This is a genomic window from Variovorax sp., assembly GCF_965279555.1.
GTDB lineage: Bacteria > Pseudomonadota > Gammaproteobacteria > Burkholderiales > Burkholderiaceae_C > Variovorax.
Genome location: NZ_OZ257247.1, coordinates 1,497,501 through 1,511,340 on the forward strand (window position 1 = coordinate 1,497,501; position 13,840 = coordinate 1,511,340).

Below are 13,840 nucleotides of genomic sequence, written 5' to 3' on the forward strand. Positions count from 1 at the left end.
CCTAAGGTAGCGAAATTCCTTGTCGGGTAAGTTCCGACCTGCACGAATGGCGTAACGATGGCCACACTGTCTCCTCCTGAGACTCAGCGAAGTTGAAATGTTTGTGATGATGCAATCTCCCCGCGGAAAGACGGAAAGACCCCATGAACCTTTACTGTAGCTTTGTATTGGACTTTGAACAGATCTGTGTAGGATAGGTGGGAGGCTTTGAAGCAGGGTCGCTAGATCTTGTGGAGCCAACGTTGAAATACCACCCTGGTGTGTTTGAGGTTCTAACCTAGGTCCATTATCTGGATCGGGGACAGTGCATGGTAGGCAGTTTGACTGGGGCGGTCTCCTCCCAAAGCGTAACGGAGGAGTTCGAAGGTACGCTAGTTACGGTCGGACATCGTGACGATAGTGCAATGGCATAAGCGTGCTTAACTGCGAGACTGACAAGTCGAGCAGATGCGAAAGCAGGACATAGTGATCCGGTGGTTCTGTATGGAAGGGCCATCGCTCAACGGATAAAAGGTACTCTGGGGATAACAGGCTGATACCGCCCAAGAGTTCATATCGACGGCGGTGTTTGGCACCTCGATGTCGGCTCATCTCATCCTGGGGCTGTAGCCGGTCCCAAGGGTATGGCTGTTCGCCATTTAAAGAGGTACGTGAGCTGGGTTTAAAACGTCGTGAGACAGTTTGGTCCCTATCTTCCGTGGGCGCTGCAGATTTGAGGAAGCCTGCTCCTAGTACGAGAGGACCGGAGTGGACACACCTCTGGTGTATCGGTTGTCACGCCAGTGGCATTGCCGAGTAGCTAAGTGTGGAAGAGATAACCGCTGAAAGCATCTAAGCGGGAAACTCGTTTCAAGATGAGATCTGCCGGGGCCTTGAGCCCCCTGAAGAGTCGTTCAAGACCAGGACGTTGATAGGTCAGGTGTGGAAGCGCAGTAATGCGTTAAGCTAACTGATACTAATTGCTCGTGCGGCTTGACCCTATAACTTTGATCGATCAGATCAAGGTGTTATGCCAAGTTGACGCATTCAAAACAATTCGCCAAAAGCTGATTCCAAACTCTATGAATTCGTTCGATTGATCGCGTGATCAACCGGACAACCCTTTATGCCTGATGACCATAGCGAGTTGGTCCCACTCCTTCCCATCCCGAACAGGACAGTGAAACGACTCAGCGCCGATGATAGTGCGGGTTCCCGTGTGAAAGTAGGTCATCGTCAGGCTCTTACAGCCCAGAAAACCCCAGTCAAGCAATTGACCGGGGTTTTTTGCTTTGGGGAGGCTGCACGTGATCGTCATCCATAGTGGGCTTGCAATGCCCACAGAACGCCGATAACCACTACAAATAGCACCGCAAAGAGAATCCAGGCTTGTGCGAATGCTCGAGTCTCTGTAATTTCAACAGGAGTTACTGCGGTAGGCAGGGCAGGTGTAGCAGGCGTATGTGAAGTCATTCCCGACTGTACCCCCTGGGGCACCAGTACTGTTCAGCTTTGCAAAGGCGCCTCAAGTGTGACGGCCGCCACGGGCACACCGACAGCCGGCCCAAGTTTCCACACATCCAACGATGGCGAGCAAGCTCAGCTCTTCGCCTTCTTCGAAGACTTAGATTTGCCGGCACCATTAAGCTCGATCGCCTCACGAACGAGCGACTTGAAGGCGGGTGCGGCAATTTTCTCTCCTTCATGAATGTCGATGGCGCGGCGCGTGTTGCCGTCGAGGCTCGCGTTGAAGAGCCGAGTGGGGTCCTTCAATGAGGCACCTTTGGCAAATGTGAGCTTCACCGCGCTCTTGTAAGACTCGCCGGTGCAGATGATGCCGTCGTGCGACCAGACCGGCGTGCCCATCCACTTCCACTCCTCGATGACCTCGGGGTCCGCTTCCTTGATGAGCTTGCGCATCCTGGCGAGCGTCTCACCGCGCCAGTCGCCAAGCTCGGCGATCTTGTTCGAAATGAGCTCCGAGGCCGACGGGCTCGGGTTCGTGTCGTCCGACGACTTCTTCATGTCTTCTTCCTGGAGGTTGCCCCGACAGTGAAGCCGAATGGTAGCCGTCGACGGCCGCGCCGATCTGCGCAGACCTGCCTAACCCCCGATCATCACGGTAGGTAAACCCATGATGATGCTGCCCCCATGCGCCGTCGCATCACCAACGCGTGCCGCTGGGAGGCCGCCGATGAGCACCGTCGCCGAACCTTGCACGATGACGTCGGGCGGCCCCACGCACATTGCGTTGTCGCCAAGCACCGCTGCCGGCAGGCTACCGATGAGAACGCTGGGCACACCGGGTCCGATCACGGGGCCGCCGACGTGAGGGATGGCAACCGGACTGCCAGGCGTCGTCATGGGACAGGCGTGCATGTCGGTCAAGCGGGCGGCTGGTGGCATGGCGATGGGGCCTTGTTCTTGTTGTCAGTTGATCAACACCATCGCACCCTTGACTACGGTCTGCCCGGCTGCCGACAACTCCGCGCTGGCTGAGCCTGTGGCAACGAAGGAGACTTGGGCGCGGCAATCGATGTTCAGGCCGCTGACCTTCGCATCGGCCCTCGAACTGACTGAGAGTGCACCGACTGCTTCAAGCGTCATCGTGCCTCCGGCGGTGAGTCGGATGTTCTTCGGGCTTTCCAGCGTGATGCCGTCGGCATCGAGTGCAATCCTGTTGCCGTTCTCGTCAGTGAATTCGAGCAAGGCGCTGGCGGAGGGGCACGTTGCGGCGCCGAATCGGACGGTGGTGATCCAGTTGCCGCCCCGCAGGTCATGCGTGAGGCCGGTGCAGAGCACATTGCCGTCGAGGCGCGCGCCCAGGCCTCTGAGTTCGATTGGCGTACCAGGGCGGGCCAAAGCACTGCCCTGGAACCGCATGTGGCCGCGCAGACCCGACGTGCCAGTGCTGCTTACTTCGTCTTCAAAGCCGCCTTCGAAATCAAGGAGGTCGACGCCATAGGTCAAGGCCAGAGCGGGCGTCGCATCCGTTGACACTTCGTTGTCGGTGCCCGTCTTGTCACGGCACTCCACCACCAGTTGCGCAGGCGAACCTTGCGCAATCTTGATGCGTTGGCCCGACACCGTGCCGCTGAAAATCACCTCGTCGTTCTCGCCATAGCCGGCGCTGACCGTGATCCTTGCACCGAGCCACAAAGTGGCAGACTCGCTCAAGGCAAAAGCCTGCGAGACCGGATCGCCTTCGAGGAACACCAGCGTGGCCGTCGCCGCCTTGTCCATCGCACGCTCGACGGTGGCCGAGAGGAGTGACACCGCCGAGGACACATCGCTGCCTTCGCTGAACAGCCGCATCCGGAGTAAGGCGGAAGCATCTTGCAAGGGAGACACTGGCATGGGCTTCACTCCGGCGACGTGACGCAGTTGTAACCTCGCGATGGTAGCTGCCGCCGAATGGCCGAGTTCATGCGCTGAAGGAATGACGTCAGGCAAGAAGATCGTTTGACCCGCCTGCCCGCGCTGCCGAAAATTTTGGCTGCGCACTCGGCCGATGCGCTCCGGGAATGCCGGGCGCATCGCGACACTCCAAGACCACCCCCAATGAACGACACCACCTTCCTCCCCAGCGACGAGATCCGTTCGCTGTTCTCCCGCCGCATGTCCGAGATGTACCGCGAGGAGGTGCCGCTTTACGGTGATCTGCTCGATGTCGTCGCCAACGTCAACGCCGACAGCATGCGCGAGCCGGCCCTTCTGGCACAGCTGCGCAGCAACGGCGAACTGGAGCGCATCGACGTCGAGCGCCACGGCGCCATCCGCCTGGGCAAGCCGGAGGAACTGGCCACGATCCGGCGGTTGTTCAAGGTGATGGGCATGGCGCCGGTCGGTTACTACGACCTGTCCGTGGCCGGCGTGCCGGTGCACTCGACCGCATTTCGTCCGGTGACCGACGCGTCGCTGTCGAACAATCCGTTTCGCGTCTTCACTTCGCTGCTGCGGCTCGAGCTGATCGAAGACCCGGCGCTGCGCGCGGAAGTGCAGCAGATCCTGGCGCGCCGGAACATCTTCACGCCGCGCGTGCTGGCGCTCATCGAGCAGGCCGAGACGGCCGGCGGCCTGACGGCGGCGCAGGCGGAAGAGTTCGTGGCGCAGGCCCTGGAGACCTTCCGCTGGCACAGCGAGGCCACGGTGAGCAAGGCCACCTACGACAAGCTGCTGGCGGCGCACCGCCTCATTGCCGACGTGGCTTGCTTCAAGGGCCCGCACATCAATCACCTGACGCCGCGCACGCTGAACATCGACGATGCACAGGTCGAGATGGCGCGCCGCGGCATGTCAGCCAAGGACGTCATTGAAGGCCCGCCGCGCCGCAAGGTGCCGATCCTGCTGCGCCAGACCAGTTTCCGCGCGCTGCAGGAACGCGTGGCGTTCGTGGGGGAGAGCGAGGCCGAGGCGGGAACGCACACCGCACGGTTCGGCGAGATCGAGCAACGCGGCGTTGCCTTGACCCGCAAGGGCCGCGCACTCTACGACGCGCTGCTCGCCCGCGTGCGGGACGCGAACGGCGCCGGCAATGCGGGAGCCGACTACCAGGCCCGCCTGGATGCTGCGTTCAGCGACTTCCCTGACGACCTGAAGACGATGCGCGAAGCGGGTCTCGGTTTCTTCCGCTACGCGCTGACCGACAAGGGCCGCGCCGCGAACCAGGACGCACTTGCCGAAAAGTCGCTCCACACCCTCGTCGACGAAGGCTGGCTGGATGCCGAGCCCATCACCTACGAAGACTTCCTGCCTGTGAGCGCCGCCGGCATCTTCCAGTCGAATCTCGGCGCGGACGAGCAGAAGAGCTACGCTGCCAACAGTGCGCAGGCCGTGTTCGAGGCCGCGCTCGGCGCCAAAGTGCAAGACGAGATCGCGCTGTATGAAGAAGCTCAGGCGCGCTCGTTGAAAGCGGCTGTTCCTTTCCTGGCCGCACCGTGACCGCACTCATCGCACAATTGCGCGCCATCGTCGGCGCCCGGCACGTGCTCGACGAAGGCGACCTCACCGCCTACGAACAGGACTGGCGCAAGCGCGCACGCGGCAAGTCGCTGGCCGTGGTGCGCCCGGCCAACACGCAGCAGGTGGCCGACGTGGTCAAGGCCTGCGCGGCCGCCGGCACGGCCATCGTGCCGCAGGGCGGCAACACCGGCCTGGCGGTCGGCTCCATCCCCGACGACAGCGGCACCCAGGTGGTGCTGAGCCTGCAGCGCCTGAACGCCATTCGCACCATCGACGCCGCCAACCTCACCATGACGGTGGAGGCCGGCTGCATCCTGCAGACCCTGCAGGAAACCGCCGAGAAGGCCGGCTTCCTGTTCCCGCTGAGCCTGGCGGCAGAAGGCAGCTGCACCATCGGCGGCAACCTGGCCACCAATGCCGGCGGCACCCAGGTGGTCCGCTACGGCAATACGCGCGAACTGTGCCTGGGGCTGGAAGTGGTCACGCCACAAGGCGAGATCTGGGAAGGCACCAGCGGCCTGCGCAAGGACAACACCGGCTACGACCTGCGCGACCTGTTCGTCGGCAGCGAGGGCACGCTGGGCATCATCACCGCCGCGACCATGAAGCTGTATCCGCTGCCGGCCGCACAACTGACGGCCTGGGCGGCGGTGCCTTCGCTGGACCATGCGGTCACGCTGCTGGGCCTGGCGCACAAGCACCTGGGCCCGGGCCTGACCGGCTTCGAGGTGATGGGCAAGTTCGCGCTGAGCCTGGTCGACAAGCACATGCCGCAGCTGCGCGTGCCCTTCATCAAGGACGAGGCGGTGCCGTACTGCGTGCTGCTGGAAAATTCCGACAGCGAATCCGAAGACCACGCCCGCGCGCGCTTCGAGGCCCTGCTGGAAACCGCCTTCGAGGACGGCTGCGTCACCGACGCGGTGGTGGCCGAGAACCTGGCACAGGCCCACCAGCTGTGGCACATCCGCGAGAGCATTCCGCTGGCGCAGGCCGAGGAAGGGCTGAACATCAAGCACGACATCTCGATCCCCGTGTCGCGCATTCCCGCCTTCGTGGAAGAGACCGATGCCTTGCTGAAGCGGGAGATCGAGGGCGTGCGCCTCGTGAACTTCGGGCACCTGGGCGACGGCAACCTGCACTACAACGTGCAGGCGCCGGAGAACATCGACACCAAGGCGTTCCTGAAGAACGAGGAAGAGCGCATCAACACGCTGGTGTACGACGCGGTGGAGAAGTTCGGCGGCTCGTTCTCCGCGGAGCACGGCGTGGGCTCACTCAAGGTCGACAAGCTGGAGAAGCACAAGTCGCCGGTGGCGCTGGAGATGATGCGTGCGATCAAGCGCGGGCTCGATCCCAAGAACACGCTCAACCCCGGACGCGTGATCCGGGTCTAGTTTCCGGCAGGCTCCATGCCGAACCGGCGCTTTGCCGCTTCGCTTTCCCTTGAAGTCATGCAAGCGAGCAGTTCAATCACAGCGCCGTGTTGCGATGTACCCGTGCCTGGCGCGGCACTGAAGGTTGTCGTGATCTGTATCTCCGTCGGCAGCGGCCCCAGCAGCCCGATGCCTTCGACGCCCATCAATTCGCTCAGCTGCTGGAACCCCAGTGCAGCCTCTCCACGCGCAATGAGCGAACCCACCGGCACGCCGGCCGGAGCCTGCACCAGCCGTTCCTTGACCGTGCCTGCAATGCCCCAGCGCTCGAACAGTGCCATCAGCGCCACGCCGCTCGGCCCGGTCGAGCAGGCGATGCGTTCGGCCTCCAGCACTGCCCGCCGCACCGCGTCTTCGCTGGAGATGTCGGGCCGCGCCGCATTCGCCTGCACAGCCACGGCAACGCCGGAGCGGACCACATCGAACTTGCGCGACGCATCCACCTTGCCGGCGGCCGCAAGCTTGTCGATCGCATCCGATGCCAGCACCACCAGGTCGAATGGCTCGCCCGATGACACGCGCCGCACGGCCTCGACGCCGCCGACCGACTCGAAGGCAACCGCCACGCCGCTCGAGCGCGTGTACGCCGCCGTCAGTTCCAGCATCAGGCCACGCGTGGCCATCGAGCCGATTCCCCGGATCGTCCTGGTCATGTGCATCTACGAGAAGAATCAGGCGTCGCGGCCGATCAGCCGGTCTGCGTAGGCCTGCCAGTCGCTGCCGGCATCCAGCCCGTCGAACACGCCGTCGCGCGCCTGCGCGGCCACCCAGTCGTGCTTCGACGCAATGGCCGAAGCCATCAGCGGCTCGAAGCCGGCCTCGCGCACCGTCTGCGCCGCTTCGCGCATTTCCTCGGCGCGGCGCTTGCCGTGCTGCACGACGCGGCTGAAGAAGTAGGCGCCTTGCTTGTCCCAGTCGATCTGCGGAAAAGTCTCCTTCAGCGTCGGCAGCACATGCGCTTCCACGCCGTAGCGCCGGGCGGTGGTGTAGCTTTCGATGACCAGCGCTTCCAGTCCCTTGATCATGATGCTGCGGCTCATCTTGATCGCCGAGGCCATGCCGAGCTGTTCGCTCACCACGCGCACGTCCATGCCCCAGCCGGCCAGCGTTGCGGCCAGTGCTTCGGCTTGCGGGCCGCCCAGCAGCATCGGCACGCGGATGCCGTACGGTGGCACGGAAGTCATCACGCCGGCCTCGACATAGGCGACGCCCGCTGGCTCCAGCGCCGCCGCGGCGCGCTGCTTGGTGCCGGGCGACGCGGAGTTGAGATCGAGAAAGCGGCTGCCGCTGCGTGCATGGCGCGCGGCTTCCTCGGCGACCGCCAGCGTGTTGGACGCGGTGACTGCCGAGACGAGCAGATCGGCACGGGCGCAAAGCTCCTTCATGCCGCTTGCCACGCACATTCCGTCGCCTTCTGCCGCCGCCCGCGCCGCTGCACCCGTCGCGCCATCCGCGAAGCGCTTGTCCCAGACCCAGACGGCGTCCACGCCATCCTTTGCGCGCAGCCCGCGTCCGAAGATGCCGCCTACTTCGCCATAGCCGACGAGGCCCAGTGTCGTTCTCATGATGGTGTGTGTCTCCGTGGTTTCTTCAGTCGACGGTGATGTGGGCGCTCTTGATCACGCGGTCCCACCGCTTCATTTCGCTCGCAATGAGTTGGCCGAAGACCTGTGGCGTCGACGGCGTGGGCTCGGCGCCTTCCGCGTTCAGCCGGGCCTTGACCTCGTCCGAGTTGAGCGATTGGTTGATCTGCCGGTTGAGCATGGCGACGATGTCCGCGGGCGTGCCCGCCGGCGCGACCACGCCGTACCACTGGTCGGCCTCGAAATCCTTCGTGCCGGGCACTCCGCTTTCTGCCACGGTCGGCACGTCTGGCAGCAGCGCGATGCGTTGCGGGCTCGACACCGCCAGCGCGCGCAGCTTGCCGGCCTTGATGTGCGGCAGCAGCGCCGGCGCGCCGGTGAACAGCAACTGCAGCTGGCCTGCGAGCAGGTCTGTCACCGCCGGCGCGGTGCCCCGGTAGGGCACGTGCAGGAAGGACGCGCCGGTCTGCAGCTTGAGGTACTCGGTCGCGATGTGCGCCGCGCTGCCGTTGCCGCCCGAACCGAAGGCCAGTTTCCCCGGCTGCGCCTTGGCCAGCGCCACCAGTTCGGCCAGCGTGCGGGCCGGAACCGAGGCATGCACCACCAGCACGTTCGGCACGCGCGCCACCCATGCCACGGGCGCGAAGCTGCGCACCGGGTCGTAGTCGAGCTTGGGGTAGAGCGACGGGTTGATGGCCAGCGTGCCGATGTGGCCCATCAGCAGCGTGTAGCCGTCGGCGGGCGACTTCGCCACCTTGTCCGCGCCGATGGAGCCGCCGGCGCCGGGCAGGTTGTCGACCACCACCGGCTGGTGCCAGGCGTGGCCCAGTTCGATGCCGATGGCCCGCCCGAGTACGTCGGTGGAGCCACCGGGCGTGAACGGAATGACCATGCGGATCGGCTTGGACGGATACGCCTGCTGTGCGGCGGCGGCGGTGCGGCTTGCCGGCAGAAGAGCGGTCGCTGCTGCCGCGAGGCATGCCTGGCGACGGGTGATGCTGGTGGACATGGCGTGCGTCAATCGGGCTTGATGCCGGCTTCGCGGATCAGCTTGCCGTAGCGCGCCACGTCGGTCTTCAGCAGCTTCGTGAACTGCTCGGTCGGCCCCGGCAGCGGAATACCGCCGGCCGCCGCGAGCTGCGCCCGCACCTCTGGCGAGTCGATGGCTTTCTGCACCGCGTCGTGCAGCTTGTCGACCACGGCCTTGGGCAGGCCGGCCGGACCGACGAAGCCATACCAGACGCTGGCCTCGAAACCCGGGTAGCCCGACTCGGCCACCGTCGGCACGCCCGGCAGCACGGCGGAGCGCTCGGCGCTCATTACCGCAAGCACGCGCAGCTTGCCCGACTTGGCGAGCGGCAGCGCCTCGAGCGCATTCACCGCGACCACGTCGACATGGCCGCCGAGCACGTCGGTGAGCGCCTGCGCGCCGCCCTTGTAGGGAACGTGCCGCAGTTGCAGGCCGGCGGTGTGCTGGAACAGCTCCATGGCCAGGTGCGGCGTCGATCCGTTGCCCGGCGTGGCGACGGTCAGGCCGCCAGGCTTGGCTTTTGCCGCCGCGACCAGCTCTGGCAGCGTCTTGATGGCCGACTCTTCGCGCACCGTGAACACCACCGGCACGCGGCCGACCGATGCCACCGGCGTCAGCTCGCGCTCCAGGTCATAGGGCGCGGGCTGGAAAAGCGACGGGTTCACCGCCAGTGCATTCGCGGCCAGCAGCAGCGTGTAGCCGTCGGGCGGGCTGGTGATGACCGACTTGATCGCGATGTTGGTGCCTGCGCCGGGCTTGTTCTCGACGATCACCGGCTGCCCGAGGATGGCGGACATCTTCAGGCCCACCGAACGCGCGATGGCATCGACCGCGCCGCCAGCGCTGTAGCCCACGAGCACCTTCACGGGCCTGGACGGAAACGCGTCGGCCGCGTCGGCAATGCCGAAGTGGCCGGACATGGCCAGTGAGGCCACGCCGAGCATGAGGCGTCGGGAAAGGGGTTTCATTGTTTGTTGTCTCCGGAATCGAAATCGGGTGGGCTCAGCCGTCTGGCCGGGGCGCGGCACGCCGGCGCCAGCAGCGAGCGGCCGATGGGCCTCTTGTCGGCCAGCCATTGCCGCACTGGCGCGAAGGCCTCGAAGATGGGTGCCCAGACCGGGTCCTGCTGCTTGCTCTTGTCGACCGCGAAGCCGATGGCTGGCGTGTGCGAGCAGGCGACGGCGCCGATGATGCGAGCCATGGTGCGTTTTCCTGGCTCAGTCGATGTAGCGCAGGCCGGCCTTGGCGAGCGGCTCGCGCATGGCGTACATGTCCAGCCCCAGCTCGCCGGCCGCGAAGCGCGCGCGCTTGCCGGCTTCGTTGGCTTCGCGGGCCTCCGCAGCGTCGGCCACGCGCGCTGCAAGCTGCGCCGGCACCACCACCACGCCGTCGACGTCGGCCACCACCACGTCGCCCGGCTGCACCAGCGCGCCGGCACAGACCACCGGCACGTTGACCGAACCCAGCGTGGCCTTGATCGTGCCTTTCGAGTGGATGGCGCGGCTGAACACGGGAAAGTCCATGGCGATGAGGTCGCGCACGTCGCGCACGCCGCCGTCGATCACCAGGCCCTTGCAGCCGCGCGCCTTGAGCGAGGTGGCCAGCAGGTCGCCGAAGAAGCCGTCGGTGCAGTCGCTGGTGCAGGCGGCCACCACCACGTCGCCGGGCTGCACCTGCTCGGCCGCGACATGCAGCATCCAGTTGTCGCCGGGCTGCAGCAGCACGGTGATGGCGGTTCCGCACAGGCGCGCCTCGGGGTGGATGGGGCGGATGCGCGGCGCCATCAGGCCCAGCCGGCCCAGCGCCTCGTGCACGGTGGACACGCCGAAGCGCGACAGCTTCTCGACGGCGGCCGCGTCGGCACGCACCACGCGGCGATGCACGACGCCGAGTTCCTGCAGGACGGGAGTGGTCGTCATGTTCAGAGTCCTTTTTGCGAGAGGGCGTGGTCCAGGCGCGGATACACGCGGCGCGCGTTGCCTTCGTAGATCTGGCGGCGGGCCTGGTCGTCGAGCATCGGCGTGGCGTCGATGTAGCGGCGCGTGTCGTCGTAGTTGAAGCCGGTCTCGGGGTCGATGCCGCGCACCGCGCCGATCATTTCGCTCGCGAAGAGCACGTTGTCGACCGGGATCACGCGCGTGAGCAGGTCGATGCCCGGCTGGTGGTACACGCAGGTGTCGAAGAAGATGTTGTTGAGCAGGTGGTCCTTCAGCAGCGGCTTCTTCATTTCCTGCGCCAGCCCGCGAAAGCGGCCCCAGTGGTAGGGCACCGCGCCGCCGCCGTGCGGAATGACGAAGCGCAGCGCCGGGAAGTCCTTGAACAGGTCCGATGTCAGGCACTGCATGAAGGCCGTGGTGTCGGCGTTCAGGTAGTGCGCGCCGGTGGTGTGGAAGCAGGCGTTGCAGCTGGTGCTGACATGCACCATCGCGGGAATGTCGAGCTCCACCATCTTTTCGTAGATCGGATACCAGTGCCGGTCGGACAGCGGCGGGCTGGTCCAGTGGCCGCCCGACGGATCGGGGTTGAGGTTGATGCCGACGAAGCCGTATTCGTTCACGCAGCGCTCCAGCTCGGGGATGCAGCTTGCGGGATCGACGCCTGGCGACTGCGGCAGCATGGCCGCGCCGATGAAGTGGTCGGGGAACAGCTCACTCACGCGGAAGCACAGCTCGTTGCAGATGGCGGCCCAGGTCGATGAGACCTCGAAGTCGCCGATGTGGTGGGCCATGAAGCTCGCGCGCGGACTGAAGATCGTGAGGTCGCTGCCGCGCTCTTTCATCAGGCGCAGCTGGTTGCTCTCGATGGATTCGCGCAGTTCGTCGTCGCTGATCTTCAGCTCCGACACCCTGGGCCTCTCCGAGGGTGCCGTGATGCCGGCGATCTGCCGGTTGCGCCACGTCTCCAGGGCCTTGGGGGCGGTCGTGTAGTGGCCGTGACAGTCGATGATCATTCGCAGCGCTCCGGGCGGTGTGCAGTGGTGGCTTCAAGCATGGAAGTAGTCTGCGCGGCCGTGTCGCCGCGTGGCGTGAGTTAGCGTTGCGCTGCCATCATTCTTTTTTATCGGAGAGGGTTAACCCTCAGCGCGGAAAAGGCATGATCCAAAGGAGAGCAGCATCCCGTGGATACACAAACCGCACATCACAAAGTTATCGGACACGCCGACAGCGTGGCGCTCGGCATCAATCTGCGGCACCTGCGTGCGTTCTCCGCCGTGGCCGCGGCGGGGAGCGTCGCGGCGGCTGCAGACGCGCTGTACCGGGTGGCGTCCGCGGTGACGCGATCGGTGCTGGACCTGGAAGCCGCGCTCGGCCGTCCGCTGTTCGACCGGCGCGCGCGGGGCATGGCGCTCAACGCCTACGGAGAACTGGTGCTGGCGCGCGCGCTGCGCATCGAGCGCGAATTCGAGGAGGCGCGCACGCAGCTCGTGGCGCGCGGCGGAATGAACGGCGGCGCGGACGTCCATTCGCTCTTCACTTCGATCCTGAACGGCCGCCGCCTCGCCGTGGTCGCCAGCCTTGCGCAGAAGCGCAACATGCCCGCCGTCGCGCGCGAGTTCGGCATCACGCAGCCGGCCATCAGCAGCGCGCTCAAGGACCTGGAGAGCGGGCTGGGCGTGGCGCTCTTCACGCGAACGGCGAGGGGGCTGTCGCCGACGCCGGCCGGCGAGATCGTGGCCTTCTATTTCAAGCGCGTGCTGTCGGAGCTGCGGCACATCGGGCCGGACATCGCGGCCAGCGAAGGCAGCCTGCAGGGCAGCGTGACCGTGGGGGCGCTGCCGCTCGGGCGCACGCAGATCCTGCCGCTGGCGATTGCTTCCCTGCTGGCGCGGCACCCGCAGCTGCATGTTTCAACGGTCGAGAGCCCCTACGACGCGCTGGCGGCGTCGCTGCGCAGCGGCGACATCGACTTCATCCTCGGCGCGCTGCGCCACAACGCCGTCGAAGTGAAAGACCTGCAGCAGCAGCCGCTGTTCGAGGACCGCATCTCGGTGATCGCGCGCGCCGGACATCCGCTTGCACGCGCAGAGCGCATCGATTTCAGGATGCTGCGCGAGGCGCGGTGGACGCTCTCGCGGCAGGGCTCGCCGTCGCGCGAGCTGCTGGAGCGCTTCTTCTCGAATGCGCGGCAGGCGCCGCCGTTGCCGGCGGTGGAGACGGGCGACCTCGCGGTGCTGCGCGGGCTGCTGCTGGAGAGCGACATGCTGACCGCGATCTCGCCGCACCAGCTGCGCTACGAGATCCGCGACGGGAGCCTGGTGGTGCTGGACTTTCCACTCGAGGAGACGCGCCGCGAGATCGGGCTGACGCAGCGCCTGGGCGCCTTTCCGTCACCGGGCGCGCGTGCCCTGATGGAGGAAATCGGCAAGGTGGTGGCGGGGTCCGCGGACTTTCGCTGAGCCCAGCTACGCGGCGTGCGGCTTGGCCACGAAGGCCTGCTTGCCGTGGCGGTCGAAGCCCGCGCCCTCATAGAACCTGAGCGTCGCCTCGTCCTTGCGGCCGGTCATCAGCATCACCTTGTAGCAGCGCTGCGCCCATGCGAAGGCGAGCGCCTCGTGCAGCACAGCCTTCGCATGGCCTTTGTTCCGGTGGTCGGCATGCGTCACCACGTTCTCGATGACGCCATAAGGCCTGCAGCCCCGTGTGAGATTCGGGATGACGGTGATGATGCAACTGCAGACCAGGTGATCACCGACGTAGCCGCCGAAGTAGCGGTAGCGCGGGTTACCGAGTAGTTCGCGCCAGACGGCGGCCACATGCGCTTCGTCGGGAAGCGGGTCGTCGGATTCGTGAAGATGGCGGTAGAGCGCCATCAACGCCGGGAGTTCGGATTCGGAGATCTGGCGTATCTGCATC

13 protein-coding genes, 2 rRNA genes and 1 pseudogene (1 of these 16 running past the window's edge) are annotated in these 13,840 nt (G+C 65.5%); 5 read left to right on the forward strand and 11 right to left on the reverse strand.

Annotated elements, in window-relative coordinates:
* A 23S ribosomal RNA gene (locus ACQY8B_RS07310) occupies positions 1-980 on the forward strand (it extends 1,891 nt beyond the left edge of the window).
* Between the two features lie 128 nt (positions 981-1,108).
* A 5S ribosomal RNA gene (gene rrf / locus ACQY8B_RS07315) occupies positions 1,109-1,221 on the forward strand.
* A gap of 357 nt (positions 1,222-1,578) precedes the next feature.
* On the opposite strand, the gene ACQY8B_RS07320 is transcribed toward rrf, so the two are convergent.
* The 3 genes from ACQY8B_RS07320 to ACQY8B_RS07330 form a co-directional block, all read right to left on the reverse strand.
* On the reverse strand, positions 1,579-2,004 hold the full coding sequence (locus ACQY8B_RS07320; protein WP_422086085.1) for a DUF1801 domain-containing protein: 426 nt from the start codon (positions 2,002-2,004) through the stop codon (positions 1,579-1,581).
* Positions 2,005-2,082: 78 nt separating this feature from the next.
* The gene (locus tag ACQY8B_RS07325) at positions 2,083-2,385 is read right to left on the reverse strand and encodes a PAAR domain-containing protein (RefSeq protein WP_422086086.1); all 303 of its coding nucleotides are present in this window, start codon (positions 2,383-2,385) and stop codon (positions 2,083-2,085) included.
* A 24-nt stretch (positions 2,386-2,409) separates the two neighbouring features.
* Positions 2,410-3,516: a hypothetical protein gene (locus ACQY8B_RS07330; RefSeq protein WP_422086087.1), complete on the reverse strand. Its 1,107-nt coding sequence runs from the start codon at positions 3,514-3,516 to the stop codon at positions 2,410-2,412.
* Between the two features lie 24 nt (positions 3,517-3,540).
* Here ACQY8B_RS07330 and hglS point away from each other — a divergent pair, with 24 nt between their 5' ends.
* Together hglS and ACQY8B_RS07340 are read left to right on the forward strand one after the other, a co-directional pair.
* Complete coding sequence (hglS, locus tag ACQY8B_RS07335) at positions 3,541-4,920, forward strand: 2-oxoadipate dioxygenase/decarboxylase HglS (RefSeq protein WP_422086088.1); 1,380 nt, start codon at positions 3,541-3,543, stop codon at positions 4,918-4,920.
* Positions 4,917-6,335 (forward strand): FAD-binding oxidoreductase, encoded by a 1,419-nt coding sequence (locus ACQY8B_RS07340; RefSeq protein ID WP_422086089.1) that lies wholly within the window; start codon positions 4,917-4,919, stop codon positions 6,333-6,335. Before hglS ends, ACQY8B_RS07340 begins: the two co-directional genes overlap by 4 nt.
* Here ACQY8B_RS07340 and ACQY8B_RS07345 read toward each other — a convergent pair.
* The 7 genes and pseudogenes from ACQY8B_RS07345 to ACQY8B_RS07375 all read right to left on the reverse strand — a co-directional run bounded on the left by ACQY8B_RS07345 (position 6,332) and on the right by ACQY8B_RS07375 (position 11,937).
* Complete coding sequence (locus ACQY8B_RS07345; protein ID WP_422086090.1) at positions 6,332-7,027, reverse strand: substrate-binding domain-containing protein; 696 nt, start codon at positions 7,025-7,027, stop codon at positions 6,332-6,334. The two genes, ACQY8B_RS07340 and ACQY8B_RS07345, sit on opposite strands and share 4 nt — an antisense overlap.
* An 18-nt stretch (positions 7,028-7,045) precedes the next feature.
* Positions 7,046-7,939 (reverse strand): DUF1932 domain-containing protein, encoded by an 894-nt coding sequence (locus ACQY8B_RS07350; RefSeq protein WP_422086091.1) that lies wholly within the window; start codon positions 7,937-7,939, stop codon positions 7,046-7,048.
* Between the two features lie 25 nt (positions 7,940-7,964).
* The gene (locus ACQY8B_RS07355) at positions 7,965-8,966 is read right to left on the reverse strand and encodes a Bug family tripartite tricarboxylate transporter substrate binding protein (protein ID WP_422086092.1); all 1,002 of its coding nucleotides are present in this window, start codon (positions 8,964-8,966) and stop codon (positions 7,965-7,967) included.
* A gap of 8 nt (positions 8,967-8,974) precedes the next feature.
* Positions 8,975-9,955: a Bug family tripartite tricarboxylate transporter substrate binding protein gene (locus ACQY8B_RS07360; RefSeq protein ID WP_422086093.1), complete on the reverse strand. Its 981-nt coding sequence runs from the start codon at positions 9,953-9,955 to the stop codon at positions 8,975-8,977.
* An 86-nt stretch (positions 9,956-10,041) separates the two neighbouring features.
* A pseudogene (locus ACQY8B_RS07365) lies at positions 10,042-10,188 on the reverse strand (gallate dioxygenase); the annotation flags it as partial.
* 16 nt (positions 10,189-10,204) lie between these two features.
* Positions 10,205-10,906 (reverse strand): 4-carboxy-4-hydroxy-2-oxoadipate aldolase/oxaloacetate decarboxylase, encoded by a 702-nt coding sequence (gene ligK, locus ACQY8B_RS07370; protein ID WP_422086094.1) that lies wholly within the window; start codon positions 10,904-10,906, stop codon positions 10,205-10,207.
* A 2-nt stretch (positions 10,907-10,908) separates the two neighbouring features.
* Positions 10,909-11,937, reverse strand: coding sequence for an amidohydrolase family protein (locus tag ACQY8B_RS07375; RefSeq protein WP_422086095.1), 1,029 nt, complete (start codon positions 11,935-11,937; stop codon positions 10,909-10,911).
* Between the two features lie 168 nt (positions 11,938-12,105).
* Here ACQY8B_RS07375 and ACQY8B_RS07380 point away from each other — a divergent pair, with 168 nt between their 5' ends.
* Positions 12,106-13,383, forward strand: a complete 1,278-nt coding sequence (locus tag ACQY8B_RS07380) for a LysR substrate-binding domain-containing protein (protein ID WP_422086096.1) — start codon at positions 12,106-12,108, stop codon at positions 13,381-13,383.
* Between the two features lie 6 nt (positions 13,384-13,389).
* On the opposite strand, the gene ACQY8B_RS07385 is transcribed toward ACQY8B_RS07380, so the two are convergent.
* A complete protein-coding gene (locus ACQY8B_RS07385; protein WP_422086097.1) occupies positions 13,390-13,839 on the reverse strand; it encodes a GNAT family N-acetyltransferase in 450 nt (149 codons plus the stop codon).
* Position 13,840: the final 1 nt, after the last annotated feature.

Coding starts and splice junctions, on each gene's coding strand:
- ACQY8B_RS07385 (WP_422086097.1), bottom strand. CDS start 13,839: ATGCAGATACGCCAGATCTCCGAATCCGAACTCCCGGCGTTGATGGCG.
- ACQY8B_RS07320 (WP_422086085.1), bottom strand. CDS start 2,004: ATGAAGAAGTCGTCGGACGACACGAACCCGAGCCCGTCGGCCTCGGAG.
- ACQY8B_RS07355 (WP_422086092.1), bottom strand. CDS start 8,966: ATGTCCACCAGCATCACCCGTCGCCAGGCATGCCTCGCGGCAGCAGCG.
- ACQY8B_RS07330 (WP_422086087.1), bottom strand. CDS start 3,516: ATGCGCCCGGCATTCCCGGAGCGCATCGGCCGAGTGCGCAGCCAAAAT.
- hglS (WP_422086088.1), top strand. CDS start 3,541: ATGAACGACACCACCTTCCTCCCCAGCGACGAGATCCGTTCGCTGTTC.
- ACQY8B_RS07360 (WP_422086093.1), bottom strand. CDS start 9,955: ATGAAACCCCTTTCCCGACGCCTCATGCTCGGCGTGGCCTCACTGGCC.
- ACQY8B_RS07345 (WP_422086090.1), bottom strand. CDS start 7,027: ATGACCAGGACGATCCGGGGAATCGGCTCGATGGCCACGCGTGGCCTG.
- ACQY8B_RS07325 (WP_422086086.1), bottom strand. CDS start 2,385: ATGCCACCAGCCGCCCGCTTGACCGACATGCACGCCTGTCCCATGACG.
- ACQY8B_RS07375 (WP_422086095.1), bottom strand. CDS start 11,937: ATGATCATCGACTGTCACGGCCACTACACGACCGCCCCCAAGGCCCTG.
- ACQY8B_RS07350 (WP_422086091.1), bottom strand. CDS start 7,939: ATGAGAACGACACTGGGCCTCGTCGGCTATGGCGAAGTAGGCGGCATC.
- ligK (WP_422086094.1), bottom strand. CDS start 10,906: ATGACGACCACTCCCGTCCTGCAGGAACTCGGCGTCGTGCATCGCCGC.